General features: G+C 45.4%; 23 protein-coding genes. 8 read left to right on the forward strand and 15 right to left on the reverse strand.

What is annotated here, in order from left to right; all coding sequences use genetic code 11:
• The first annotated feature begins 268 nt into the window (after positions 1–268).
• The gene (locus tag HRU80_00390) at positions 269–454 is read left to right on the forward strand and encodes a hypothetical protein (GenBank protein ID QOJ27400.1); all 186 of its coding nucleotides are present in this window, start codon (positions 269–271) and stop codon (positions 452–454) included.
• Between the two features lie 111 nt (positions 455–565).
• On the opposite strand, the gene HRU80_00395 is transcribed toward HRU80_00390, so the two are convergent.
• Positions 566–3772: an endonuclease gene (locus HRU80_00395; GenBank protein QOJ27401.1), complete on the reverse strand. Its 3207-nt coding sequence runs from the start codon at positions 3770–3772 to the stop codon at positions 566–568.
• Between the two features lie 435 nt (positions 3773–4207).
• Here HRU80_00395 and HRU80_00400 point away from each other — a divergent pair, with 435 nt between their 5' ends.
• Positions 4208–4702: a hypothetical protein gene (locus HRU80_00400; protein QOJ27402.1), complete on the forward strand. Its 495-nt coding sequence runs from the start codon at positions 4208–4210 to the stop codon at positions 4700–4702.
• A gap of 166 nt (positions 4703–4868) precedes the next feature.
• Here HRU80_00400 and HRU80_00405 read toward each other — a convergent pair whose 3' ends face one another.
• Positions 4869–6602, reverse strand: a complete 1734-nt coding sequence (locus HRU80_00405; protein ID QOJ27403.1) for a multicopper oxidase domain-containing protein — start codon at positions 6600–6602, stop codon at positions 4869–4871.
• 317 nt (positions 6603–6919) lie between these two features.
• Between HRU80_00405 and HRU80_00410 the strand changes: the two genes are divergently transcribed.
• Positions 6920–8680 (forward strand): T9SS type A sorting domain-containing protein, encoded by a 1761-nt coding sequence (locus HRU80_00410; protein QOJ27404.1) that lies wholly within the window; start codon positions 6920–6922, stop codon positions 8678–8680.
• Between the two features lie 36 nt (positions 8681–8716).
• On the opposite strand, the gene HRU80_00415 is transcribed toward HRU80_00410, so the two are convergent.
• From HRU80_00415 to carA, 12 genes are all read right to left on the reverse strand, one after another.
• Positions 8717–9154: a nucleoside deaminase gene (locus HRU80_00415; GenBank protein QOJ27405.1), complete on the reverse strand. Its 438-nt coding sequence runs from the start codon at positions 9152–9154 to the stop codon at positions 8717–8719.
• A gap of 112 nt (positions 9155–9266) precedes the next feature.
• Entirely contained in the window at positions 9267–10370 is a 1104-nt protein-coding gene (locus tag HRU80_00420) for a WG repeat-containing protein (protein ID QOJ27406.1), read from the reverse strand.
• Between the two features lie 648 nt (positions 10371–11018).
• On the reverse strand, positions 11019–11615 hold the full coding sequence (locus tag HRU80_00425; protein ID QOJ27407.1) for a hypothetical protein: 597 nt from the start codon (positions 11613–11615) through the stop codon (positions 11019–11021).
• 19 nt (positions 11616–11634) lie between these two features.
• Positions 11635–11877 (reverse strand): 4Fe-4S binding protein, encoded by a 243-nt coding sequence (locus tag HRU80_00430; GenBank protein ID QOJ27408.1) that lies wholly within the window; start codon positions 11875–11877, stop codon positions 11635–11637.
• Positions 11877–12332: a hypothetical protein gene (locus HRU80_00435; protein QOJ27409.1), complete on the reverse strand. Its 456-nt coding sequence runs from the start codon at positions 12330–12332 to the stop codon at positions 11877–11879. Before HRU80_00435 ends, HRU80_00430 begins: the two co-directional genes overlap by 1 nt.
• Before the next feature lie 9 nt (positions 12333–12341).
• Positions 12342–12638 carry a metal-sulfur cluster assembly factor gene (locus tag HRU80_00440; GenBank protein ID QOJ27410.1) on the reverse strand — a complete coding sequence of 99 codons (297 nt, stop codon included), beginning with the start codon at positions 12636–12638 and terminating at the stop codon, positions 12342–12344.
• A gap of 4 nt (positions 12639–12642) precedes the next feature.
• A complete protein-coding gene (locus tag HRU80_00445; GenBank protein QOJ27411.1) occupies positions 12643–13905 on the reverse strand; it encodes a hypothetical protein in 1263 nt (420 codons plus the stop codon).
• Positions 13906–13911: 6 nt separating this feature from the next.
• Positions 13912–14463 (reverse strand): DUF2249 domain-containing protein, encoded by a 552-nt coding sequence (locus HRU80_00450; GenBank protein QOJ27412.1) that lies wholly within the window; start codon positions 14461–14463, stop codon positions 13912–13914.
• A gap of 45 nt (positions 14464–14508) precedes the next feature.
• Positions 14509–14736: a DUF2249 domain-containing protein gene (locus HRU80_00455; GenBank protein ID QOJ27413.1), complete on the reverse strand. Its 228-nt coding sequence runs from the start codon at positions 14734–14736 to the stop codon at positions 14509–14511.
• 181 nt (positions 14737–14917) lie between these two features.
• Positions 14918–15613, reverse strand: a complete 696-nt coding sequence (locus HRU80_00460) for a Crp/Fnr family transcriptional regulator (GenBank protein QOJ27414.1) — start codon at positions 15611–15613, stop codon at positions 14918–14920.
• A gap of 447 nt (positions 15614–16060) precedes the next feature.
• Complete coding sequence (gene carB, locus HRU80_00465) at positions 16061–19255, reverse strand: carbamoyl-phosphate synthase (glutamine-hydrolyzing) large subunit (protein QOJ27415.1); 3195 nt, start codon at positions 19253–19255, stop codon at positions 16061–16063.
• Entirely contained in the window at positions 19252–20325 is a 1074-nt protein-coding gene (gene carA, locus HRU80_00470; protein QOJ30414.1) for a glutamine-hydrolyzing carbamoyl-phosphate synthase small subunit, read from the reverse strand. Before carA ends, carB begins: the two co-directional genes overlap by 4 nt.
• Before the next feature lie 414 nt (positions 20326–20739).
• Between carA and HRU80_00475 the strand changes: the two genes are divergently transcribed.
• Genes HRU80_00475 through HRU80_00495 form a run of 5 tightly spaced genes read left to right on the forward strand, consistent with a single transcriptional unit; the run spans position 20740 to position 23720 of the window.
• Positions 20740–21060: a winged helix-turn-helix transcriptional regulator gene (locus HRU80_00475; GenBank protein ID QOJ27416.1), complete on the forward strand. Its 321-nt coding sequence runs from the start codon at positions 20740–20742 to the stop codon at positions 21058–21060.
• Positions 21057–21569, forward strand: coding sequence for an SRPBCC domain-containing protein (locus HRU80_00480; protein QOJ27417.1), 513 nt, complete (start codon positions 21057–21059; stop codon positions 21567–21569). Before HRU80_00475 ends, HRU80_00480 begins: the two co-directional genes overlap by 4 nt.
• Complete coding sequence (locus HRU80_00485; GenBank protein QOJ27418.1) at positions 21569–21982, forward strand: SRPBCC domain-containing protein; 414 nt, start codon at positions 21569–21571, stop codon at positions 21980–21982. Before HRU80_00480 ends, HRU80_00485 begins: the two co-directional genes overlap by 1 nt.
• 56 nt (positions 21983–22038) lie before the next feature.
• Positions 22039–22779, forward strand: coding sequence for a hypothetical protein (locus HRU80_00490; protein ID QOJ27419.1), 741 nt, complete (start codon positions 22039–22041; stop codon positions 22777–22779).
• A complete protein-coding gene (locus HRU80_00495) occupies positions 22776–23720 on the forward strand; it encodes a nucleotidyl transferase AbiEii/AbiGii toxin family protein (protein QOJ27420.1) in 945 nt (314 codons plus the stop codon). The genes HRU80_00490 and HRU80_00495 overlap by 4 nt, the downstream gene beginning before the upstream one ends.
• Positions 23721–23774: 54 nt before the next feature.
• Here the strand turns inward: HRU80_00495 and HRU80_00500 are convergent, their stop codons facing one another.
• Complete coding sequence (locus tag HRU80_00500; GenBank protein ID QOJ27421.1) at positions 23775–26867, reverse strand: glycoside hydrolase family 3 C-terminal domain-containing protein; 3093 nt, start codon at positions 26865–26867, stop codon at positions 23775–23777.
• Between the last annotated feature and the right edge of the window lie 32 nt (positions 26868–26899).

A 26899-nucleotide genomic window follows, 5' to 3' on the forward strand; every position in this document is an offset into this window, starting at 1 on the left:
ATAATATATTGGCTAAAATTCTTTCCTGCAAGTTAAATTCCTGTTAACAGTATTTTTATTCTGAAATAATGAAGTAAACGATAATAACAGGGGGTAAGCTGAAATAAAATCCCCGGCCTGAAAGAACACACTCTTCCCCTTCCCGCCGCCAAACCCCAGGGAATGTGCACAGTGGTGCCTCATAAAAAAGATCGAAAATGTGGCTAATGAACCCCCGTTGAGGGGATGATGAATTATTTACCTGGTATAATTCATCCGGTACGGCACTATGATGGAAGCTAATGATGTCCGTTTTACGGATGGGAGATACTGCCTCAGGGAAGATATTTTACAGATCGAAGCAGCAACCTGGTGTTGGATTAAAGCAGATGAGCCTATTCGCCCGTTTTCCGGCAGACTGACAGATCCGGCAGGAAACTACTTAAACAACACTGTAAAATTAGATAAAGTTTAACAACTTATTATACCAGCAGGTATAAAAAAATTGTAAATTTTTTAGCAGCCGGGCAAAAGCGCAGGGATTTCAGTCCGGCTGACATATTTCTGCTCAGAGAGGTACTCTGCCTTATTTAAGCAGAAGCATCCTGCCCCGGTGTATGTTTCCGGCTGAACGGATTTCGTAAAAATAGCTGCCTGAGGCAAGTGCCCCCGCTTCAAAGATTGTTTCATGCCATCCGGCCTGCAGCTGAGGCGCAGTTTCACGGTACACGGCAGCCCCGGTGATGTTATATACCGTAAAGGTATAATCGGCCGGTTCAGGGAAATAGAACCTGATGACCGTTGAGGGATTAAACGGATTCGGGTAATTCTGTTTTACCGTGAACAGACCTGGTGAATACCCCCTCACCTCAATCACGGGAGAATAGGAGTAACTCCCGTCAGTGTCAATTTGCTTCAGCCGGTAAAGGAAATCGCCCCCCGTTGCCGCGCGGTCGGTATATATATATGATTTCGGCGAGTTTGAATTGCCGTAGCCGGGGATGAATCCGATATTTTTCCAGGATTGTCCCTGTAGAGACGATGCATGCATCGTTTCTACAAGATTCGACCGTTCAATTTCAAATCCGTAATTATTCACCTCGGTTGCAGTATTCCACTTCAGAACCACTGCTTCACCGCTGTACGCTCCCGTAAAAGAGGTCAGCTCAACAGGAAGGGGATTGTCCGGCATTTTGTTAGAGTAAAAAATATTATCAAGATATATATTAGCAACATTGCCGGTGCTGTTTTCGCCATAAAACATCCAGGAATCAATATTTGCATCTGAAGCAAGGGCACCTTTAGCCAGATCATTTCCGATCAGTACACCATTTACCCACAAATCAAACTTGTCGGCAGCAATGCTGTTCGAAGATCCGTAAGTATATGTAACTAGTGATGGTGAATTATTTCCAAAAATTTCGACTGTATAATTAATGTTCTGGGCAAAGGGTGTTCCTGTAATCCCTGTTGAATTCCAGGATGCACCTGCTCTATTGTTAAACGTTATCACATCAGAAGCGCCGAACACCCATCGCAAACCCGAGAACACCTGCGCCCCTGAAAAACCACTATTATCCGAGTAAATTGCTCCATCTCCTGCAAAAAAGTACCATGTACCGCTTGATCCGCCGCCAAAACGAATATCAAATTTTATGTTTATATATTTGCTTGGCGAATAATCATATATACTAAACTTGTTAACACTCGTGCTCGATGAGGCAACTACCCTGAGTTCAGTTTCACCGCCCAGAGTGCTTCCGGGGTTCTCTAAATAAAATCCTCCGCCTGCACCATTACTCACCCTTATGCGTGAAGTGCCCCCATTTTCAGGAGGTGCGGGAAGGAATGAGGTGCTTACAGTATTGCTGGTTGTGTAAGAACCAGTACCCGTTCCAAAATCATAACTCCATATCTGACCATTAGGATCATCTTCCTGAATTGTCAGGGTAAACAAGGACGTACTGCCTGTTATTGCATTATTGCCCCCGGTTACTGATTCGATAGAAAATTCAAGCAGTTCGTTAGAGGAAAACTGTTCATCATCAACTATGGTAAGAAGAATAGTTTGATTACTACTGCTACCAGCAGGAAAAGTTACCTGCTGCGAGGTAAAATTATTCACAGCGGCTGAAGAACCTGAAACAAGCTCGACTGTTGCGACTGTGGCCTCGGTTGCTGATGGAGCCGCTATGGTTAAAGCCAGATTATACGTACCTGATCCCTCACTTACAGAGGCCGAAGAAGCAGCAAACTGCACGGTTGTTATATCATTAGCCGTTAGTGTCAGGACAAACTGCCCCGCAGAGCCCACTGTGGCGGAACTTCCTCCTGATATATTCTGCAGTTCGAACACAAAAGTTTCATCCCCTTCAAACATATCATCATCGGTGATGGTTACGATTACCGTCTGATTAGCCGATGAGTTTGCCGGAAATGTTACTGCCTGCGTAGTATAATTCCCGAGATCAGAAGCTGAACCGCTGATTAGTAACACATCCGCGGTAGTTGCAAGCACCGGGGAAGGATTAGTAATGGATACCGTAAGCGTGCAGGCAGCGCTTCCCTCACCGGTTGTAAGACTTGCTGCAGCAAACTGCACGGTGGTATTGGAATTAGTGACCTCAGCATTTGCCTGAACAAGCGTTCCGTTAATCTTATAATTCCGCTGTGAGCCGTCACCGTTATAGGAGTATATTGTGAAATAGTAGGTTTTGCCCGGGGTCAGCCCGGTAAAGGAATATTCATTCGATGCAGAGTAGGCGATATTCTTCACAGCCCTGCCGTCGGAGAAATCCTCTTCATCAGTATATACCTCTCCGTCAATTGGCAGGAAGTAATCATTTTTATTATATGCCACAATCAGATACCCGGAAGGGAGCTGAGAACCGGATGCATCAGTCCAGTTCAGGTTGACCGTTGAGCCTGCAGGAGTCGCACTGAATCCTGAAGCGTAAGCAGAGGGTTCGGCAGCATAAGAGGGACTCAGCTTTGCAAGGGAGTTAAAGTTGATATAGTTAACATACTCGGGGCGGTCAATAAACGGGTTGCGGTTCTGCTGTATTGACTGTATATAATTGTTCCGGTCTATTTCATATTTATCCGGCGGGTCAAGCCGGTGCCATGCAAGCAGGGTATCCAGATTCTGCGGAGCTTCGCTGAGTGCCGGCAGCCGGGTGCCGTTCAGCCAGTTAAAGTTCCAGGTATAACCGTTAAGTCCGTCATATCGCACCATCATATAAAGAAGCGCCCGTGCCGCATCTCCCTTCTGCTGATGGCGGGGTTCATAGACAACTTTGGCGGCATTGTTGGTTCCAAGTTTTCCGTCCAGAAACTGATAGGTTATATTCACCACTTTTTCCAGCGGATGATTGCTTCTTCTGCCGTTGGCATTATTCTGATGCGTAGGATAGAGATGATGCTGGTCTGCGTATTCATTCGTACTGGTAGAGGGGTGTGAAGGCATCCAGCTATGGCAAAACGTATGTTCGCGGCTCATGGTTGTCCAGGCGAACGTACCAGTATAGATGAATTCGTAGCTTGAGTAAACACAGAAGACAGACTTGCTGCCGTCGCCGTTATCCACCGCGGCAAAGTTCGCGATGTTGGTTTCGTCAAAATTATCGTAACTGACCCTGGTATAGGGGCTGCGGATGCGCGACTTAAGACTGTCAACAAAGGAAGCAGACCCAGTGTTAAGGGCATCGTAATAGGTGCCCGCCTGAGGGAAAATTGCAAACTGCAGCAGGGGCAGAAGCGTAATAAGCAGTGTAAATGAAATTTTTGTGTTCATTCAGAGTAAAATGAAAGTAATACAATAGATGAGCTCAGATAGCCGGTGAGCTCCGGGTTCAGGAATTTCCGCCCCCGGAAACTGCCGGAAAAATCAGCGCAAAAATACCGAATTTCCGGAAATAGAAGATATTTTATTATACCCTATAGTATATTATTTCCCTATATCCCCCCAACTTCTGTTATTGGGCGAGTGGTTCCATTCCAGAAATCATCGGTTTAACCTGCCGCTGCGCTTTTTTTTCGTGGATTTTAACCGGGTGATTATCCCATCCGTTATTTCCGGGTAAATTAGAAATTGGAAAATCATTACCGGAATCCGCTATTTCCCTTTGGTTGAACTGGAGATTTAACTTGGTTTCTAAAAATGTTCAGAATAACTTGCCGGAGTTCTTTCGTAACTATCATTATCTATCAAAATCCCAAAGGGCAAAACATGAAAAATTCAATTTCTTTGCTCATTCTCGCTTTTTTATTTCTTACCGGCGCCTCTTATTCCCAGGAGTGGGAGACTTTTGAGGCAACAGAATACAATGTTAAAATCAGCCTTCCGCCGAACTGGAAAACCAGCACCGGATCACAGGACGGCATTCCTTATCTTGAGGGAATCAGCGCTGATGAGACTATGTCCCTTTTTATCTTTGTTTACAAAGATGCAAGCATCAGCACTCAGGAACTGCTTAACAATGCGGTTAACGATCTTGGGATAGCGCTTGAGGGAGAATCAGCCCAGGAAAATCTGAACGGTATGGATGCCTGGGTGGCCAGTGCAACCGGTGTCATTGAAGGTGCTGAAATTGATATGTTTATTGCCGCGGCAACCTATGATGAAAACAATTATGTAGCGTATGTTTTCACCGCTGCTGCAAATGCACAGAAAAATGTAGCCACAATGAATAAAATCATTGACAGCCTGGCTCCCTTAAAATAAATCTTTTCATAAAAAGTAAAGGTTCCTCTGCAGCAATGCTGAGGAACCTTTTTTTCTTTGCGCCTTTGCGCGAACTCTTCTCTCCTTTGCGTTTAATGTTCCGCCCGGCAAAAAAAATCCGTCAATGATCACTTACGCAAATGAGCAGCAGCCAATCCTGACAAAATTACTTTATATATTCCATCTTCCCGCTTTTCATAAAAAGCGTTCTTCCTTCAGCCGTTGCTTTCATCCTGTATATATACATACCTGAGGAAAGCCCCTGCCCGCTGAAATCCACCCTGACTGAGTAACTGCCCGGCTCCTGCACACGGCTTACCGGACGGGCTATCATTGAACCCTGTATATCATACAGTTCCAGTTCAACCAGAGCGCGCCGGCCGACTGCATATCCGATCACCGTTGAGGGATTAAAAGGATTAGGATAGTTTTGCTCCAGTGCAAATCCGCTTGGTTTTCCCTCATCATCGGTTCCGGTCGTTGGCTCTCCCTCGATGCGGAAGTTCATCATCATACCCATATCCTCATGTTCAAGGATGTGACAGTGCATCAGAAATATACCCGCGTGATCCGTAAACTTTGCAAGAACACCTACCGTTTCATTGGGGAAAACCAGTACGGTATCCTTCCATCCTTTGTCATTGGGCCCGAGGGTTGTACTGCCTCCGCGGGAATATACCTGAAACATGACCCCGTGTATATGCATCGGGTGATAGAGATTGGTTGTATTGATAAATTTCCATTCTTCGAGCTCATTAATCTGCACCACCTCATCAATCCGGTTCATGTCATAAACCTTGTCATTAATGCGGTGCATGCCTGTTGCCATGGTTCCCTGGCTCAGGATAAATTCGCGCGTTCTCAGTTTATCAGCATAATTATAATAGCTAATTGCGGGAAGCGACTGCGGAATAACTCCGCCTGAAGATTGCGTACCGGTAATATCAAAACGCATCAGTGTTATAGCATCCCCCTGCAAACCCGGAGCGGTAAATGCAAGCGAAATCAGATTCACAGAAGTGCCCTGCTGATGATTCGAAAAGTCCGCCAGAATCTCAAGCCGCTCCCCTGGAGCCAGATATACGGAATTAACCTGCACCGCTTCATCTTTCAGCCCGCTGTCCGTACCGATAATGGTGAAGGGTGTATTATCTGAAAAAGCAATATGGTATATACGGGCATTTGACCCGTTAAGAAGCCGGAAGCGGTAAAGCGTTTTATGCACCTCAAGATAGGCATCCGGGGTACCGTTCACCAGAGCGGTATTCCCTATATATCCGAGCATATTGTCCACCATGGCAGGCTGATAGGTAAACTGCGGGATATTTGCTGAGCGCCTGTCCTGAATCACCAGCGGCACATCAAATTCTCCGGCAGGAAGTCCGAGCTGCAGCTCGTCATCATCCTCAATTATGAAAAATCCGGCAAAGCCTTTATATACATGCTTTCCGGTAATGTGATGAGCGTGAGAATGATAAAAGTAGGTGCCAGCCCTCTGTGTGACAGCAAAGGTGTAGGTATAACTTGCCCCGGGAAGTACTGCATCTTTCGGCTGGCCGTCCATCAGCTCGGGAACCAGAAGTCCGTGCCAGTGAATGGTTGCCTCTTCGCTGTGCTGATTATTAAACACAACGGAAAACTCTTCTCCCCGCTTTACTTTGATCGTTGGTCCGGGGTAACTCCCGTTCAGAGCAATTACTTCTGTCAGCTGACCAGGCCAAACCTCGGCATTGGTGGTGCTTAGCGTAAGCTGCTGTCCTTGCTGAAGCACAGGGGGAAACCGCAGAGGGTTACCGGTAAGTGATGCCTGGCCTGGCGTCTCACCCTTCAGTGTTGAGGGAATGAGTGCGGCCGCTGCAGCAGATACAACTGATTTTAAAACAAAGTCTCTTCTTTTCACACGTTACTCCATAAATTTGTTCTGGTGCCCTCTCCGGCAGGAATTAAGTCATGCAAGATAATAAAACCGGGGATGAACCTGCAAGACGATATGAGAATAAGTTTGTTGGATGCAAATCGTTAATCTGAGGATTCGTATCTTTCAGACCACGTTTAACTAATCAATCGTTTGCCTCGAGAATGTGAGATTTAAACTCTGCGATACTTTGCAGTATACTTTGCTAACTTTGTGTTATAAAAATGCTCCGCTTTTATCATTCTTTACTCATACTTTCGTAAATTAGTCCAAAGATTTACCAACTATTTTCAGCCATTGCCATGAAAATTTCCCTTCTGTTCATTTTTCTGATACTGATTGCTCCCCGTCATTTTTCCGACTCCGTCTGGACCCGCACCTACGGCGGAACTAATATTGACGTCGGTCACGCTGTTCAGCAGACTTCCGACCATGGCTTTATTATGACCGGCTACACCCGCTCATTCGGCACAGCATCAGGACGCAACGTCTGGCTGCTGAAAACCGATGCACAGGGGAACGAGCAGTGGAGCAAAACTTTCGGCGGCAATAATGATGATGAAGGAACTTCGGTCCGGCAGACTCAGGACGGCGGATATATCATCACCGGTTATACTTCCTCATTCGGCTCCGGCCTGAAGGATGTATATATCATCAAAACCGATTCCCTCGGCAATGAGCAGTGGTTCCGGTTTTTTGGCGGAGCAAATGATGAGGAGGGTTATTCGGTACGTGAGATTCCGGGAGGCGGATATATTATAGCAGCCGCAACATCCTCTTCCACCATGGGCAGCCGGGATGGCTGGCTTATCAAACTCAGCGCAAACGGCACACCACTCTGGACGAAATGGTACGGCGGGCTCAGCACGGACGGATTCCGCTCAGTTGAGGTCACACAAAGCGGCGGATATATACTCACCGGATGGACTGCCTCAGACGGCGCAGGAGCGCTGGGGAAAGCATGGCTGGTGCTCACGGATTCCTCAGGGGCCATCATTTTTAATAAGAACTTTGGCGGCACCAGCGCTGACCGGGGCTATCATGCAATCGAAACAAGAGACGGCGGATATATCATGGCCGGTTACACTGCTTCGATGGGTGCCGGTAATGATGATATGTATCTGGTTAAAACAGATGCATCGGGTAATTTGGCCTGGCAAAAAACATTTGGCGGTACCGGGCGGGACTACGGCCATTCACTCCGCCAGACTCAGGATGACGGCTTTCTGATAACAGGTTATACCCTCTCCACAGGCGCAGGCGGTGATGATGTGTGGCTGGTTAAAACTACCCCCGACGGTACACTTGAAACTTCGCGCACCTTTGGCGGTACTGCTTCAGATGTTGGTTACTGGCTTGATCTTACTTCTGACGGGGGATTCGTTATCACCGGACACACACTTTCATCCGGTGCGGGAGTGCACGACCTTTGGCTCATCAAAAGCACGCCTGATATTGTTCCGGTTGAACTTACATCCTTTTCCGCACATGTATATAACAACCTGGTTACCCTCACCTGGTCAACTGCATCGGAAACCAATAACCATGGATTTGAAATCCAGCGTGCGTCCCCAGTAGAGAGGATGCATGCAGTAGAGACGATGCATGCATCGTCTCTACACGAACAATGGGAATCAATCGGGTTTATTACCGGCAATGGAACAACAACGGGCGTATCATCATACACATTCACGGACATATCACCGTTTCCTGGAGCAAATTATTACCGTCTGAAACAAATTGATTTTGACGGCACAATCTGGTATTCTAAGATTGTATCCGCTGAGGCAGGATTACCTGCGGAGTTCAACGTCCGGCAGAATTATCCTAATCCTTTTAATCCTGTTACCACGGTTTCATTCTCCCTTCCGGAGGATACAGAACTTTCAGCAGGGCTTTATTCAGTTACAGGTGAACTGGTTAAAACGCTGCATAGCGGCTTACTGCAGAGAGGTTCTCATCAGATTCAGATAAGCGGCGAGGGTCTTGCTTCCGGTGCATATATACTCCGGCTCAGCACAGGAACTCAGACGAAATCAATAAAACTGATGCTTGCTAAATAATGTGCACAGGAAAGCAGTCCCAAATTTTGCGGGCTGCTACTCCCCTATATCCTCGTTCCAGAGCTGCGGTTTTGATGCAATAAACTGCTCCATCATGGTAATACATTCCGGATTCTGCAGCACCTCAACCTTTACTCCGCGCGAGCGGAGCAGCTCTTCTTCACCCATGAATGTTGTATTTTCTCCCACGATCACCTTTTTAATTCCATAGAGCAATATTGCACCGCTGCACATTGAGCAGGGGGATAGAGTTGTGTACAAAGTGCAGTCACGGTAAACTGACGCAGGCTGCCTTCCTGCGTTCTCAAATGCATCCATCTCACCGTGCAGAATAGCGCTCCCCTTCTGCACACGTCGGTTATGTCCGCGGCCGATGATTTTACCGTTATATACTATCACTGATCCGATGGGTATTCCCCCTTCATTTGCGCCTTTGCGGGCTTCTTCAATTGCTGCATTCATAAATTCATCCATGAACAATCTCCTTATATAGCGTTAAACCGGAAAAAATGACTGCGTCGAAAATAAGCACTTTCCGGGTATTCTGTTCCGGGGACTTATTGCAGTCCCCGGAGCAGAGATCACATCAGAACTGGGGCGGAGCAAGGGTAAAGGCAACAACTCCTTTGGATGTCAGGTATCCTTTTGTCACCTTTTTTGTCTTTTCATCAAAGCGTTCAAAATAGGCCATACCATTCTCTAGAGACTTGAGTTCGCGATAGAGAAAATCAATCACAACCTTTCCTTTAGGGTCAATCATTCCTTTTTTAAAGTCCTTCATTGCAACAGCAAGCCCCTCATGAAATCCTGACCAGAAAGTAATCGTCTCTTTTGCATTTTTCTCTTTCATATATTCTTTTTGAGTTTTACCGTCTGCATTAATAATATAAAAAGTTTCCTGCCACTTTGCATCCATGGTGCTCACCACGGCAAATCCCTCATTTATGGCAAAGGCCTGTTTGTATTTTGGTTCAACAAGAATTTTTCCGGTTGTATCCATAATTCCCCAGAGATTATCCTTGCTCTGAACAAATGTTCTGCCGCTGTTAAATGACATTGGCTCATTGCTGAACTGAAAAGGAATCCGTACAGCACCGGTCTTATCAATAAAGCCCCATTTGCCGTCTTTTTTGACTGCGGCAAATCCCTGCGAGAAGTCACGGATTTCATCATAAGCCGGTTCAATTACAAAATTACCTTTTTTATCAATAAAGCCGTAGGCAAATTCTTTCTGCGCTCCGGCTAGTCCCTCAGTAAACTTTGAGTGCCATGCATTAAGTGCAAGGATATCCCGTGCCAGGATACCTCCTTTTGAATCAATAAGCGAAACATGATCGTCAATCCTTACAAATGCAATCTCCTCTGAAAAATTATAGGCATTCTTAAACATATAGGGCATTTCAACTTCACCCCGGGTATTCAGATAGCCGATCAGTTCTGTTTCCGGATCCTGAACCATAGTGAAGCCTTCCGTAAAGTAAGGCAGCTCCCCCCACTCCTGTATATAATAGCGGTAGGTATCGGGGATAACAATGTTTCCCTTTGCGTTTACGAATCCGACTTTGTCATTAAGGAGATAAGAAAGCATGCCGTTGCTGAATTTTCCTGTCTGTGTGCAGGTAACAACCGGCTGAGCATATATGTGAGAAGTGAAAATTATAAGAAGGGCAAAACATACAATTGATTTCATAACAGGTACTCCTGGTTAATACAAATATGGTGTCTCGTTGTGCGGTTCAAAAGCGGCAAAACAACATCAGGGAGAACCAGAGAGGCACGGAGAATGGAAAGAAGCCGGGAAAAAATCAATCAGCAATATCAAGGTACACTTGGGTGTTGAACCGGAGCCGGCTGATGCTCCGTCTCTGTGGCCAAAGACGGAATTTCGGCATTATTCCGGGGTCAGATTTTACCCGGCCGCAAATCATACCCGGAAACTCTGTCCGTGTAACTGCATTTTGTACCCGCTAAAGAGCGCCTCTAAAAATACGGAAACCCGGACGACGGGACAAGAAAAAACGGTTATTTAGCAAATCAGTGGGGAGATGACCTCACCCATAGTTTATTGGTTGAAATATGCAGCGGCAGACTGTGTAATTCGCCGCTGCTTATTTCGGACTAATATAATACTCTGCCCTGGCACTACAGAGATACTTGGAACACATGCTAAAACTTTGCGCCGCACTCCGTTTACTTTACGTTTCATTCATTGCGTACTTGTCTTATTGATAAACCAATTGAGAACTTCTACAAGTAAAACTCAGACGAATTGTTCAAAATACTTTTGCAAAGCAACGTCTGAACTTGACATTACTAATTACTAATTGCTAACTACTAATTAATGATGATGGTGCTCATCAGTTTTAGGAGCTTCCCCTTTATATAAGCTTTCGATGTAATGAATAAACGTTACATATTTAGCAACGTACTCTCTTCCTGCTTTAAGGTCATCTGCGGGGAAACTGCTTTTGGAAACCATCTCAGTGAACAGTTCCTTCACATGCGCATGATGCTTTTCACCAGTGTGATGGAGAATGGTTTCAACTGATTTGTGCTCCAGAGCTTCATCAGCGGCAACTATTCCCGGTTCCGGCTGATAACCCTCAGGCTGAAGTCCGGTATATCCCACTCCCTCACCCATACGGTGGACACGCACGACTGTCTCGTAAAAATAGTCACGCGCAAGTTCTGATGCTTCATCGTTCAGTTTGCTTACACTCTGAACGCGCTTAAAAAGATCTTTTATTTCCTTCTCATCCTCAGCACGGACCCAGATAAGAACGTGATTAACATTTCCAGTGGCAAGCGCTTTTTTTGCCGCCTTCACAACCGGTCCATCTACTGCATCACAATGGGGAAAAATGTATCCTTGAATCGCAAATACGAAAAAGAAAACAGCAAGCAGAGTTGCATGGTTTTTGAAGAGAGTGTTCATGGCTGATCCTTCTATATTGTTAGTGTGTTAAATTTTCAGATTTAATTGCATCCATGGGACAGACGGCTATACATTTGACCGATGAAAGCCCCTCGCATCCGGTGCAGTCTTCCGGTACGATAAAATAATGTTCATCTGACAGCGGCTCTTCTGTTCTTCCTCCACCTGCCTGAATGGATTCACCCGGAGGGAGTATGGCTTCAACGGGACATTCAACCGCGCATGCCCCGCAGTTGATGCAGTTTTCATCTATATACATCATCAGAATTTTTCCCCCTTTGCTTCACGGTACTGGCTGCCAACGGGCCGGATGCGTCCCCACATGGAATAAAAGAATAAAATCATTCCTATTACCTGAAGCGCTGAACTGCCCGCAACCCCATACCCGCTCCACTCAGTCGGCTGAAAAGATGCAATCACCTGAAATATAAATCTCGAGCCGGTTGCAATTGTCATCACCCAGTAGGTAACAAGTATGAGAGCAGGATTATAACGTTTGTCTTCTTTTTCAGCCCGCGGAAAAAACCAGAGTGCCACTCCCATAATCATCATCATAACCGAGCCAACCAGAATCAGATGAGTGTGCGCTGAAATAAGTTCAGGACTGTAACCAGTGCGTTCAATATATTTCAGATATGACATATAAACGCCGGTTAGTACACCGGTAATAAGAAAAGCAAGACTGGTTTTTATGAAATAGCGTACTGTTGAAAACATATCCGGCTCCTAAATTCCAAGTTCTTCGCGGACGGACGGCACAATGCGTGCCGGGCTCCATGCAGGTTCCCAGACCAGGTTAATCATAACATTGCCATCGGGTGCATACTTTTTGATGATATTTTCAGTCCACGTAATAATACTGTCATGCATCGGACAGCCCGGGGTGGTTAGTGTCATGGTAATCTTTATTTCACTCTCTGAAACTTCAACCCCGTAAACAAGACCCAGATCAACAATGTTCACACCAATTTCCGGATCAATCACATTTCGTAACAGCGTGGTAATCTGCTCTGGGGTCAGCATTTTGTTATTTCCTGAATATATAGATCATATTGAACAAAAAAATCAGTGAACCGGCAAACATCAGAGAAAAGGAGATTAGAGCTCCTGTTTCACTCCTGAAGATCAGTGAAAACACAGCGCCAAATGAAGATACCAAAAGAATCATGAGCTGCAGCTCTGCTGTTTTCTCGTTAATCATTTCCTTCAGCAGAGGAACCGGCTCTTTGCCAACTTTGCTGCTGTATTTGTCATACCAAACCAGAAACGGCACAATTTTATACATCTGCCCCGAAATAAGCAGTGATATATATCCAAATAAAATCATCACACCGTAGGCAAGAGTAAGATTGGGAATGTTCTCTGAGTCAACAAACGCCACAAACAGTCCGAGTATCATGGTAAGCCCCATCATCAGATATGCCTGCGCGGAGTATTTAATGCCCGTGTCAAGATGACGGCGCACTCTGTGTTTAAAAATGAGTGATATCTGAATAAGAAACAGAACAACCGCTGCTGCAATAAGCAGTGAACTTGCATAAAAGAATATATTCTTTTCTGTATGACCCGTCAGCATAATACCCAAGAGCCCGGCATTCATGCACCAGAAAACCGGTGATTCAAGTCTGGAGGGATAGTCATGTGACAGGGTAAACATCGGTATCAGCTTATAAGAGACTCCCATGACCACGAACGTAATCCATCCTGCAAAACCGAGATGCGCGTGCAGGTTAAGCCAGCGCAGATGGTCAAAAGAGAGGAACGGCGACCCAAGATTAATACTGAGCAGAAGCCCAAGCAGCGCTGTTACTGAAAGCCAGATAACACCGGACGCAAGATACCTGCCCGTCATATTCAGACGAGGAACCGGCTTCATGGTCATGTATATATTAAAGGCAAAGATTAGCACAGCAAGGTTCAGCAGCGAAGCCGAAAGAATCAGCAGCCAGCCGGTTTCAAACTCCCAGAAGCAGTAAACCAGACCTGCTGTTCCTGCGGTATAGATCCAATACTGCGCTTCTGCCAGACGTGTGCTGTAAAGCCGCGCTTCAAGAACCACAGGTACGAGCTGAAACATCGCCCCGAAAATTATCATCGAAATCCATCCCAGAGCCGCAACATGGTTCAGCGCAAGAACTTTCGGCTGAAAGTGGTGGCCTGTAAGTACATCATAATGCAGAAGCATCACCAGAGCCAGAAACACAAACGAACCGATTGCTGTTATAAAATACTTTGAAACCACCTTAAAAGGGGGCGAGTATGATGATGATGTTAATGAAGCGGCAGACATCTTCTTTTACTGTTTTTTACGGCTGATAAGCACTTTGTAATAGTTTTCTTCTATCTTATTTGCTGTTGCTTCAAAACCATTCTCTTCTAGTTTCGGATACAGCATTACCGGTTCGCGGTGATGATGCACCAGCAGCACGGCACATTCAGGAAGCTGCGTCAGTTTTTCAAGAATTTTTATCATCGGCTCCGGCGGCTCAAGTCCTCTCACGTCTAATTCAATAACCACGGTAGTATCCTCTTTTTCCTTTTGAGCCGGGACGGTCTGATCTTCTTGACCGTTGTTTCCGGTGTTCCAGAAGTATATATGATACTCGTTGTCAAACTGCTCGGTAAAATGTTCATAGCCCTGCCTGCCGAGCACTTTATAGAGCGGTAGTGGTTCAAATGAATTGATGAGTTTCAGAACATCACCTTCATCCAAAGCACTGATGGCTGACATTATTTGTGAGAACGGGTCCTGTCCTCCCATGAGAATCGGGCGGACATCCAGTTCTTTTATTTTTTTCAGTGAAATCGTATCCAAAAATTCCGGCTTCTTTTTTATAAGGTCAGCCATCGTCATACGTTTATCTTTCTATAATCTTGATATAAAAACAGACAGTTATTTACGGGTGATGTTAACCCGCCAGAGTTCGGGGCCTCTTTCCTGATACTCCCAGAGAAACTGGCCGGGGCGTTCATGCTCAAACTGATAAAAAAGAGGGCGTGGTTCATGGTCGTTTATCAACTGAAATCCCTCCCCGGGCTGAAGCGCATCAAAGGTTGAAAATATTTTCGGATGTCTCTCTCTGGGAGGTACCGGTCTTATGTCTAATTGAGTGTAGTCCATTACTTCTTTCCATAATTGTTTATTTACAATGGAAAGTTACCTGAACCGGCAGCCGGAGTATTTGACTTAAGTCAGTTTTATCCACTTTTCCGCTGAAACCAGGAAGTAAATTCCTGTCCGGAAAACTGATTTATGGGGATTTTAGGTTATTTATGAGGATTAAGAGACGGAAATCAGCCCCTTATGGTTTAGCGAGTTCTTTAAGAGCAGGACAGTTTACAATAATAATTTTATTTCCCCTTACTTTTATAATGCCATCTTCCTGAAGTTTTTTGAATGTGCGCGAAAGTGTCTCGGTAATTGTCCCCAGATAACTTGCAAGAGAAGATTTGGGGAGGGTAAGAGTCACAACCGGTTCGGGGAGATTTTCAGTTCCGGCGTTTTTGATTTCATCCAGTATATACCGGGCAAGGCGGAACCTGATATCGCGCGTGGTTAAATCTTCCACCTGGCTTACTAATTTCTTCATCCGCTTTGCAAAGCCGCCGAGCATTTTCAGCGCTATTTCCGGATTCTTCCTGAGCAGTCCTATAAAGCCATCCTTTGAAACAAACAGCACCAGACATTCCTCCGTTGCCTCGGCATTAACCGGATAATCTTTTCCGTCAAAGAGCGGAATATCACCAAACGATGCGATTGGCTTAAGAAGATGCATGACAGCTTCACGGCCTGAATCAGTAATTTTATATACCTTAATAGTCCCTTTCAGCAGTATATAGAACCCCTTATACGATTCATTTTCAGTAAAGAGAATTTCCTTTCGCTTATAACTTCTTATTTCACTCAGGGCAGAAAGCTCCCGAAGCTGCTCAATACTCAGCTCAGAAAAGAGAGGGATATCTCTTAACGTAGGTCGTAATTTTTTCTCGGCAGACAAACAGTGCTAAAATGAATAATGAAGAATGAAAAATTGTTTACCAGTTTAGCAAAGCACAAAGATGATATAGCTTTATTCAAATCCGCTTAAATCAGCGTTGCTTGCATCCGTAAAATCCGCGTGCCAACTCCGGGTTCCTCGCGCAAAGTCGCAAAACTTTCCCGCAGATTTCGCAGATAAGCGCAGAATGTTCCGATCCGTAAAAATCAGCGTTGCGAAGCATCCGTAAAATCTGCGCGCCAACTCCGGGTTCCTCGCGCAAAGCCGCAAAACTTTCCCGCAGATTTCGCAGATAAGCGCAGAATGTTCTGATTCGTAAAAATCAGCGTTGCGAAGCATCCGTAAAATCCGCGTGCCAACTCTGGGAACCTCGCGCAAAGCCGCAAAGGATTGTACATTGTACATTGTAAATTGTACATTGATTACTAATTACTAATTACTAATTGATTAATTGTATTCATTCCAGCTTTTAATCGGCAGATTCTCCAGACCGTATATACGCAATGCCTTCACGAAGCGTTTGGCAAACTGGATATTAGTAATCAGCGGAATATTCAGATCAACTGCGCGGCGGCGAATTAGGTAGTCAGTATCAAGCTCCAGTTTTTCTGAATTCTTCGGGATATTTATCACCAGATCAACATCACCTGACTCCATAACTGAAAGCACCGAGGGCTCCAGCTTTTCATACGGCCTGTAAAGATGCTGCACTTCTATATCATACTGCTTATAAAAATCAGCCGTGCCCTGGGTTCCGTAAAACTTAAGCCCGCGTGAGCGCAATGTTCTCAGTTCTTCAATAAATTCCAGTTTTTCTTTTGGTGTTCCGGTTGAAAGCAGAACTCCTTTTTTTGGAATACGGTATCCGGTTGCAAGCACGCTTTTCAGGAATGCCTCATTAAAATCATCACCAAGGCATGCAACCTCTCCTGTTGAAGCCATCTCAACACCGGTAACCGGGTCACTTCCCTTCAGACGGGTGAATGAGAATTGAGATGCTTTAACGCCGACATAATCAAGGTCAAAGGATGAGCGGTCAATCTTTTCAACTTTTTCACCCAGCATCAGGCGTACTGCAATTTCAATGAAGTTAATCTTAAGCACTTTTGAAACAAACGGAAAGCTGCGTGATGCTCTCAGGTTGCACTCAATTACTTTTACTTCATTATCCTTTGCGATAAACTGTATATTAAACGGTCCTGTTATCTCAAGCGCGCGGGCAATTTGTTTGGTAATGTTTTTAACGCGCCGCATCGTTTCAAGGTAGGTGCGCTGCGGAGGAAGCACAATGGTAGCATCACCTGAATGCACTCCGGCGTTTTCAACATGTTCCGAAATTGCATAGCAGAAAAGGTCGCCATTAACCGCAACTGCGTCAACTTCTATTTCTCTTGCATCAGTTATGAACTTGCTTATAACAACCGGATGTTCCGGAGATATATCCGATGCTTTCTTCAGATATTCCTCAAGCTCCTCGCTGTTCAGCACGATGCTCATGGCCGCCCCGCTGAGCACGTAACTTGGCCGTATCAGCACCGGATAGCTTACCTCTTCGGCAAACTGTTTAGCCGCATTAAGGTTTGTCAGTTCACGCCATTCCGGCTGATCTATATCCAGAGAGTCAAGAATTTTGGAAAATGTATCACGGTTCTCCGCGCTGTCAATTTTGACCGGACTTGTCCCCATGATATGCACATTCCGGTAGTAGAGCTTCATTGCCAGATTATTCGGAATCTGTCCCCCCATGGAAACTATAACCCCTTCTGCAGATTCTTTTTCGTATATATCTAGCACCCGTTCCAATGACATCTCTTCAAAATAGAGCTTGTCGCAGGTATCATGATCGGTGCTCACTGTCTCCGGATTATAGTTGATCATAATGCTCTTGTAGCCGGATTTATTCAGCGTCATCACCGCATTCACGCAGCACCAGTCAAACTCCACTGAAGAACCTATCCTGTAAGCACCGCCGCCAAGCACGATGATCTGCTTCGGTCCGCCGGTTTCAATGTCATCTTCCGAACCGTTGTAGGTCATATATAGATAGTTTGTATATGCTGGGTACTCTGCCGCAAGAGTATCTATCTGTTTAACAACCGGAACAACACCGCGGCTGATGCGCGCTGCACGTACGCTGTTTTCATCACTGCCCAGAAGTGATGCGAGCTGACGGTCTGAGTAACCGGCCTGCTTTGCCTGTCGAAGTGTTTCATCGGTTATTTCCTGCAAGCGTCTCCCCTGAAGCATCTGCTTCATGGTGATGATGTTTTTCATCTTATGCAGGAACCAGGGATTAATCTTTGAAAGTTCGCTGATTCTTTCAACCGTATATCCCTGCTCAAGTGCTGTTGCTATTGCAAACATTCTTCTGTCGGTCGGTATCTCAAGCGCTTTGTCAAGATCAGGGAATGCCAGATCATGTCCGCTGAAGCCCTGCATGCCGATATCAAGCATACGGATAGCTTTCTGCAGCACTTCTTCCAAAGTTCTGCCGATTGCCATCACTTCACCAACGGACTTCATTTCAGAGCCAAGCTGAGTGCTCACCTGACGGAACTTCTGCAAATCCCATCGCGGATATTTCAGCACGATATAGTCAAGAGCCGGTTCAAAGCAGGCAGATGTCTCTTTGGTGATAATGTTTTCTACTTCATTAAGATCATAGCCAAGCGCGAGTTTGGTTGCAACAAATGCAAGGGGATATCCGGTTGCCTTGCTTGCAAGCGCCGAACTTCTGCTTAAGCGTGCGTTTACTTCAATAATGCGGTAGTCATCTGAATTCGGGTCAAGCGCGTATTGTATATTACACTCACCAACTATCTTCAGGTGGCGGATAAGACGTATTCCGATCGAACGCAGTTTAAAATTCTCTGATGCGCTCAGCGTCTGCACCGGCGCTACCACAATGCTGTCTCCGGTGTGAATTCCCATCGGGTCAATATTTTCCATTGAGCAGACGGTTATGCAGTTGTCGTAGCGGTCGCGCACTATTTCATATTCAAGCTCTTTCCATCCGTACAAACTCTCTTCAATGAGAATCTGATTCGTATATACAAATGCCCGTTCTGCTTTCTGCTTCAGTTCTTCTGTATTATTGACGATGCCTGAACCGAGTCCGCCGAGTGCATAAGCGATACGCACCATGACGGGATATCCGATCGTCTCGGCAGCAACAATCGCTTCATCAACTGACTCAACTGTTTTGCTGCGCGCAACCTTAAACCCGGCTTCTTCAACACGCTTTGCAAAGAGATTACGGTCTTCTGTGTCCTTAATTGATTCAACCGGTGTTCCGAGAACACGAACGCCGTGTCTGGCAAGAACTCCGGTATCATATAATGTAACACCGATGTTCAGAGCAGTTTGTCCCCCGAAGCCAAGAAGGATTGAGTCCGGCTTCTCTTTTTCAATAACCTGTTCAACAAAGAATGGAGAAAGGGGCAGGAAGTAAACCGTATCAGCAAGGTGGTCAGATGTTTGTATGGTTGCGATATTCGGATTTATAAGAACTGTTGCAACACCGTCTTCCTTAAGCGCTTTGATTGCCTGGCTCCCTGAATAATCGAATTCACCTGCCTGACCAATCTGCAATGCCCCCGAACCGAGGATCAGCGTTTTTCTTGGTTTTCCTTTTTTTATCATTGCAGTGTCCTCACGAACATGTCAAAGATAAATTCCGTGTCATCGGGTCCGGGTGAGGCCTCCGGATGAAACTGCGCGCCAAAGAGAGGTTTTGCAATATGTATGATTCCTTCATTTGTGCCGTCATTGTCATTGGTGAACCACTCGCGCCAGTCAATGGGAAGAGTAGCTGCGTCAATTGCGTAGCCATGATTCTGCGATGTTATATAACATCGTTTGGTACCGGACTCATTCACCGGTTGATTATGGCTCCGGTGACCGTATTTCAGTTTGTAGGTATCAGCTCCGGCAGCAAGCCCCAGAATCTGAGAACCCAGACAAATCCCCAGCATCGGTTTTCCCTTCTGCATTGCAATGCGTGTATGTTCAATAGTCTTCTGGCAAATCTTTGGGTCACCAGGACCGTTTGAAAGGATGATACCGTCACACTCAACACTGTTAAAGTCGAAATCAGAGGGCACCCGCAGTACTGAAATATCCCGCCTGAGCATTCCCTGGATGATATTGTTCTTCACTCCGCAGTCAACAATTGCCACCTTCTTTGGGCCTTTTGCATAGAGACGGGGTTCCTTAATGCAGACTTCGCCGGCAAGATCAGTCAGATTGGGATCTTCAAGCGGAAGAGGGGTCATTCCTTCAGGCGTTAATGAACCGAGCATGCTTCCTTTTTCACGTAGGCGGCGGGTGATCATACGGGTATCCACACCCCACAGACCGGGGATTTTCTGCTCTTTCATCCAGCCGTCAAGTGATTTTACTGCATTCCAGTGGCTGTGCTCAAAGGAATAGTCAGCTATGACCAGTCCGCGCACCTGAATGCGGTCAGATTCAAAATTTTTAAGGAGTTCATTTTCAAAGGAAGAGTCAGGAATGCCATAATTGCCGATAAGAGGATAGGTAATAACAAGGATTTGTCCGTTATAGGAGGGGTCAGTCATCGTTTCAGGATAGCCAACCATACCGGTATTAAAAACCACCTCACCGGCAGCTGCTATCTCATAACCGAACTGATACCCTTCCGCGGTCAGACCATCCTCGAGCATCAGTTTTGCCTTACGCTGAGTCATTATTCTCCGGGAATAAACATTGGGAAAAAAGTAAAAGTCGGGATTAAAGATACGGCAAAAGAATGGAAAATTGAGAAGGGATAGTTGATAATTGAGTGGGAAATGAGGAAAATTTGAGATTCGGGGGGCGTGAAAGTGAAAAGTGAAGGTTTATAAAACTTCATATTTTCTCTTCGTGTAATTCGTGCATCCAATTCGTGAAATTCGTGTAAACCTTCTCAGCCAAACTACAATAACAATTTTAATAAGGTAAAATCCCCTCACTTTATGTTCTGCCTTTCCCTTTTTCTGAGGTAATATGAAATTTACTTTCCTGAGCTGGCTTTAAATAAATAAACTTTTATTTTCCTCTTGTGAAACCGAACGGTTGCGCTTATATTTGCAACTGATTAGTTTCAGATTCCACAGGAACACGTTATGAGAAGAGATGTATTTCACGCGGTGGCTGACCCCACCAGGCGCGCTATCATTACACTCATTGCCCAAAAAGCGATGACCCCGAATGCCATAGCCGAGCATTTTGACACTTCGCGGCAGGCGGTTTCAAAGCATCTGCGTATTCTTTCTGAGTGCATGCTGCTTAAACAGAAACAGCAGGGACGAGAAATTTATTATCAGCTTGAAGTTAAAAAAATGCGCGAGATTGACCAGTGGCTCGACCAGTTCAGGGCACTCTGGGAAAAACGATTTAATCAGTTAGACACAGTATTAGCCACAATGAAGAATAAAAAATCATGAAAAACAGTCTTTTGTTTGATTTCACCATTGACAAAGCCGCTAACCGGATATACATCACCCGCGAGTTTGACGCTCCGCAGCAGCTCGTTTGGGATGCTTTTAGCAAAGAGGAAATCCTCAATCAGTGGTGGGCTCCGAAGCCCTGGTATGTCCAGACCAGGTATTTAAACTTCACACCGGGAGGCCGCTGGTCATGTGCTATGTGCGGACCCGAAGGAGAAAAGCACTGGTGCGTGCAGGATTATATATCCATCACCCCGATATCAAATATAAAGTTCACCGATGCATTTACAGATGAGAACGAAGTCTTCAGCCCTGACTTCTCTGGCTTTGAATGGAATCTGGATTTTACTTCAGCCGGGGATGTAACCACCGTAAGTATAACTATCCAGCACAAGACCCTTGCCGATCTTGAGAAGATACTCGAAATGGGCTTTAAGGAGGGTTTTACCATGACGCTGAATTATCTTGAAGAATTATTAAACACCATTAGTAAAGGAAACAAATAATGAACAAAGTTGAAATCACTATTCAGGCAGAAGTGAACTCACCAATCGAAAAAGTGTGGGAGCGCTACACCAAACCCGAACACATCACCAAGTGGAACTTTGCTTCTGATGACTGGTGCTGTCCCGCAGCCGTTAACGAACTTCATCCGGGCGGAAAACTGAACTGGCGCATGGAAGCAAAAGACGGCAGCTTTGGTTTTGATTTTGAGGCAGTTTATGATGAAGTTATACTCCACAAGAAAATCTCCTACACCATGCTTGACGGCCGGAAAGCAGTTACCACATTTCAAGAGCAAAACGGCAAAGTGGCAGTGACAACCACCTTTGATGCTGAAACCATGAACTCCGTAGAACTTCAGCAGCAGGGATGGCAGGCAATACTGAATAATTTCAAGAAACATGCGGAAGAGTAATACAAGATGTGTCCAGTTTTTTTGATAAATAACTGGACATTTTCTATATTTGCATTATGGAAAAAATGCAAAATATCAGCGCAAAAGTGAGAGCTGATCTTGAGAGACTGCCTCAGGGTTATATTTTTGGTTATGGAGATCTGCTCCCGCGGCCTGATAATGCGGAAGCGGTAATTAAAGCGCTAAACAGGATGGTTAAATCCGGGCAGATAGACAAGATATCCAAAGGCAGATTTTACAGGTCTGTTACATCGCCATTTGGAAATCTTAAGCCCGATCAAAGCGAAATCATCAAAGACCTTCTGGAAGAAAACGGAAAGGTTACCGGCTACCTGACAGGTTATGGAATTTTTAACTCACTTGGTTTAACAACTCAGGTCAGCAGTATTATTCAAATCGGAAAAAACCAAACCCGGCCCGCTTTCAACAGGGGACAATTCTCAATCCAAATTATCAGGCAGAAAAACAAGATAACTAAGGATGCTATTCCGCTGCTTCAGCTACTCGATGCTGTAAAGTTTATCAGGAAAATTCCGGGCGCCTCTGTTGAATCATCCTGCCGCAGATTACTCACACTCATTAAAGACTTGTCCGGCCATGAAATACATACGCTGGTTCAGTTGGCAATGCAATACCCTCCTTCGACGCGTGCATTAACGGGTGCTTTTTTAGAAGTATTGAAATTACAGTCTGTTTCAACTCGCCTGAGAAATTCTCTGAATCCTCTCTCTGCTTTTAAAATACCCGGAGCAGATAAGGTTTTATCCTCTGTTGCAAGGGAATGGAATATCAGATGAATCTGCACACGGAACCAAAATTGTTTTCAGATACTCTGCGGGCAGCGTCGCAGTTTCTTTCAATCAAACTTGAATTTGTTGAGAAAGATTATTGGATCACTTTAATATTATCCAGACTTGCAAGCAGCAAGTATCTTCCGCTTACTGTTTTCAAGGGCGGCACATCATTGTCCAAGGGTTACCAACTGATAAACCGGTTTTCAGAGGATATTGATATTGCAGTCTTAGATGTTGAAAATAAGTCCGGAAATGAAATCAAAAAATTATTGCGTTCAGTTGAAAAGGAAATAACCAGGGATCTACGGGAAATTACCATTGAGGGATTAACCAGTAAGGGCTCAAAATTCAGAAAATCAGTTTTTGGATACAACTCCATTGATCAGTTTAACGCAAATAACAAAGTAATCGTTGAAATTAATTCATTCGAAAGCACATGCAGTTTCACAATAGTACCCGTACAAATTTTAGTTTATGATTTTCTTGTAAGAAGCGGAAATGAACAGTATGTAAAACCTTATGGACTTAATCCGGTTGAGATACATATACAGTCAAAAGAAAGGACTCTTTTGGAAAAAATTATTTCTCTCATCCGTTTTTCTTATGATAAAAACTATATCGAAGCTCTCTCGGCAAAAATCAGACATTTTTATGATCTCCATTTTCTACTTATAGATAAAGAGTGTGCAGCATATATAGCTTCAGACACATTTACAGAAGATCTCCACGAACTTCTCACCCATGACAAAATATCATTTGATGAACCCGCTGGTTGGGCAGCCAAATCCCTGGCTGACTCACCACTCATAACAAATTTTTATGAAATTTGGTCTGCGTTAAAAAGCAGATATCAATCAGAACTTTCCGGATTGGCGTACAGACCAATACCCGATGAGAATGATGTCGCAATAAGCTTTTATGATATAATTTCCCGGCTTCGTTAGTACCGCTCCCTGATGAATCACCTGATCTTTCCAACAAGAATAAAGTTTACCCCGCTACCTCACCAGCAGCATTTTAATTACTGACCCAACGCCTCCTGGACCGCTAAGCCGGCAGAGGTAAAGCCCGGAAGCCAGTCCTGCGGCATCAAACGACACTGAGTGCGTGCCCTGCTGGTACTCCCCTTCGGCAAGGGTTGCAGTTTCGCGTCCTAATGAATCATATATTCTGAGTGAGATATTCCCGGCTTCCGGTAAGGTAAAGCTAATCCGCGTTGAGGGGTTAAACGGATTCGGATAGTTCTGATGCAGCCCAAAATCATCAGATGAGTTTCCGTTATTGTTATACCCCTCATCAGCATCAGTTACATTAAACACTTCAATTTCATAAAGGGAGTAGCCCCACTCAGTTGCCCGCCTAATCAAAAGCAGCCGCAGATATTTTGCGGTTGCACTAACCGCAATATCTTCTGTTCCTCCGGTGCCGTTGTTTGTGTAGCGGAGCGTTGTCCAGTTAACTGAATCAGTGCTTGCCTGCACATAATACTCTTTTCCGTATGCGGCTTCCCAGGTGAGACGGACAAGATTGAAACTTACCGCCTCGCCGAAACTGACGATTATATACTGCGGATCAGAAAATGCAGAAGACCATCTGGAACCATAGCTGCCGTCAACCGCGCGGTAACCCTCGAGCCCCGGTGCTTCAACTGATGAAACATACACGGTTTTCCGTAACGCAAAATTCTGAGTGGGCTGCGGATATACCTTAAAAGTTTTCTGTTTACTGTTGTTATCGGTATATATTTCATTTACCGCGCCATCCTGATTTACTTTTGCCTCAACGGTAAATTCACCGGGCGCTCCTGCTTCCCAAAGAAAACTGCTTCCCTCAGGCGTGTCTCCGTTAAAAAGAATCATTCCCCCGGCTGGTATGCTTGCGCTAAAGCTGAGCGATCTGCTTACCGGAACTCCGTTAACGCTGAAATCAACACGGTGAACCGTTCCCGCCAGTGAAGCGCCGCTACCCCGGTTTACAATAGTTGCAGCAAACTGCACCTTCTGCCCCGGATGCGGGTAGCGCGGTATGCTGTAGATGTTTGCTATCTGTAAATCCGGCTTCAGCTCTGCCTGAGTAAGCGTAAACGAACCCTGAAGAGGGAGATTATCTGATGCATTGCCCGCACGCAGTATATACTCCCCCGGTTCAATGGCATAGACACCGGCAGCTTCTTCAAAGTAATATAGGTCTTCCGGCTGAATTTCAAATGTGACCGTCTCGCTTCCTCCTGCAGGCACATACACTTTCTTAAACGCAATGAGTGATTTTATATCACGGTAAACGGAGCTCACCGGTCTGCTCAGATAGAGCTGCACGGTTTCCGTTCCCCCTCTGTTGCTCAGATTAGATACGGTGATTTGTGCCGTAATTCTTTTGCCAGCTTCAACAGAAGGAGTCAGTATGGTGAAATCAGAAAAGGAAAAGGATGAATAACTCAGCCCGAAACCAAAGGCAAAGCGTGGTACATATTCCATCCTGTCAAACCAGCGGTAACCGCATCCGTAATCATTTCTGAAATCAAAATCGGTTATCAGTGCGCCTAACTGTGCGTCATTTTTCGGAATGGTCACGGGCAGCTTTCCTGACGGATTATATTCACCAAACAAAACTTTTGCAATTGCATTGCCCCCCTCCTGACCGGGATAAAAGGCCTGCATCAGTCCCTTCACATTCTCTATATATGCCTCCGCCGCAGTTATTCCTCCGCTTACAAGGATGACTACCACATTCGGATTCACCGCTGCAAGTGCGTTAATCATCTGTCTCTGCTGGCCGGGCAGTTCGATGGAACCGTTTGCACGATCCGCTCCTTCCCCTTCCTGCGATGGGTCAAGCCCGCCGAAGAAAAACACTACCTGCGCCTGAGCTGCCTTCTGCAGTGCATCACTGTAGTCCGGTGAGAAAGTTCCCGCTATGGTGCAGCCCTCAGCGAATAAAACTTTTGATGCGCCAAGTATGTTTTCTATTCCTTTACGGGGAGATATACTGTAATATGGTTCAACCCAACTGCTGCCGGTTCCGTCCGTGCGCATCACATTTGCATTTGGTCCGATTACTGCAACGCTCTGAATAGTATCTTTATTAATTGGCAGGATATTGTTTTTATTTTTTAACAGAACAAGCGATTTCATCCCCGCTTCAAGATTTAACTGCTGATGCGCGGTGCTGTTCACATCATTAGGATTCCCTGAGGGGAGAAAGTCTATCATCCCTGAAAGAATTTTTGTCCGCAATACATTTCTTACCGCTGCATCAATTGCCGCTACTGAAAGCTGCCCGGAGTTCACCAGCGCAAGCAGGTCATTCTGGTAATGATCAGAACCCATGCAGACATCATTGCCTGCAAGCATAGCCTTGCGGGAGTTTTTAATGCCTCCCCAGTCAGAGACCACATAAAAAGGAAAACCCCACTGCCGGCGCAGTATATACGTCAGCAGATTATAACTTTCAGCGGCCTGGTCTCCGTTTATAAGATTATACGCACTCATTACGGATAAAGCCCCGCCATCCTGAACACTCTTTCTGAAGTTCAGTCCATAGTGCTCCATCAGCAAACGCTGCGTGAATATATAATTGTTGTTTGTGCGGTTGTTTTGTTTATGTTTTCCGTTATAATGTTTTATGGTTGCAAGAGCCGGGGTTGACTGCACCCCCTGTGTAACATAGCTGTTAATCATCGCGTTGAGATACGGATCTTCCCCGCCGCTTTCAGGAGTTCTTCCGTTGCGGGGGTCTCGTGTCATGTCCATTGCCGGCCCAAGCATCTGATGTTTTCCTTTACCGCGGAACTCCTTCCCCATTGCCTCCCCGACACGGAAGGCAAGTTCTGTATCCCATGTTGCAGCCATTGCAATCCCCACAGGAAAAGAAGTTGCCAGCCCGTCACGAACTCCGTGAGGACCGTCTGCCATAACAAAGCCGGGAATTCCCAGCCGGAGATTGTCCTGCGTGTTCATTCCTCCTTCCTTATGGAGCTGCAGGATTTTTTCGGCAAGAGTCATCTGCCCGAGCAGTGAGTCAATGCGCTGCTCTATGGTCTGGGCCGGAAGTGATATATAAAAAACAAATATGAGGTTTAGAAGTTTTTTCATGGGAGGTATTTCGGTAAAAAGGTAAAACCATA

This window comes from Ignavibacteriales bacterium, assembly GCA_015709675.1.
Taxonomy (GTDB): domain Bacteria; phylum Bacteroidota; class Ignavibacteria; order Ignavibacteriales; family Ignavibacteriaceae; genus H2-BAC3.